Source organism: Marinobacter manganoxydans MnI7-9, assembly GCF_000235625.1.
GTDB classification, from domain to species: Bacteria; Pseudomonadota; Gammaproteobacteria; order Pseudomonadales; family Oleiphilaceae; genus Marinobacter; species Marinobacter manganoxydans.
This window is the reverse complement of sequence record NZ_AGTR01000079.1, coordinates 1-804: the sequence shown is the minus strand read 5'-3', so window position 1 is coordinate 804 and position 804 is coordinate 1. Positions and strand designations below refer to the sequence as shown.

General features: G+C 53.2%; 1 protein-coding gene and 1 pseudogene. Both read right to left on the bottom strand.

The annotated features are described in order from the left end of the window. A pseudogene (locus KYE_RS15425) lies at nucleotides 1-186 on the bottom strand (SCO family protein); the annotation flags it as partial. Next, nucleotides 183-804: cytochrome c oxidase assembly protein (locus tag KYE_RS15420; protein ID WP_008175173.1), on the bottom strand; the 622-nt coding region annotated here is incomplete at its 5' end. The pseudogene KYE_RS15425 and the gene KYE_RS15420, both read right to left, overlap by 4 nt.

Genomic DNA, 804 nt, shown 5'->3' with positions numbered 1-804 from the left:
GCCAGATACAGACTTGCCCTGGCTATTGATCAGGTCGAATTCCAGCTCAGGCATCAAGCCACTGATGTTTTTACCGTTCCAGTCTTCCTCGTCATTGCCAAAGCAACCAGTCAGCAATAGGGCTGCTATCAGCGTTAAGGTCGCCGATATGATGTTGGTGCGCTGTCGCCAGAAGCGAGTTCTCATGACGCTGTTTCCTCAAGTTGTTTGGATTGGTTGGTATATTTTCCGTCCTGATGCATGGCTCGCCGGAGCATCAGAAGAATGCCAAGAATGCTCATCATGGCCGGAGGAATATAGGTCAGCATGCCTCCCAGTAGCTGGTCGACTTCCGGGTCCAGCGGCCAGGCCCTGCCACAGACTTCGTAAACGTCATAGACCATGTCACGTGAAAACACGATCCACGCCCCAAGAAACATCTGAAGCACACCTGCGGCGGCCAGAACCAACATGCGTCTGCCATACCCCAGCGATGAGGTGATCGCCGGCGGTCTTGGATCAAAGATCAACCACCAGAACAGCAGGCCATCCAGCAACATGCTCCAGTTCATGACCCAATACAGATCCCGGCTGAGCATGGCGTCAAAATGGATTGATGGCCACAGCCAGAAATAGATAAGCCCGACAAACAGGAAAAGGGCGATAAAAGGCTGTTGCAGAACGTTATAGACCCAGCCCAGAGGCCTCAATGTATGCCTCCAGCCCGGGCTGATTTTTGCGAACCAGAACCGCATGACCGGTAAAGGGTTGGACAGGGCGATCAGGATCGGACCGATATGATGAAGAATCAGGTGCTGACCCCGA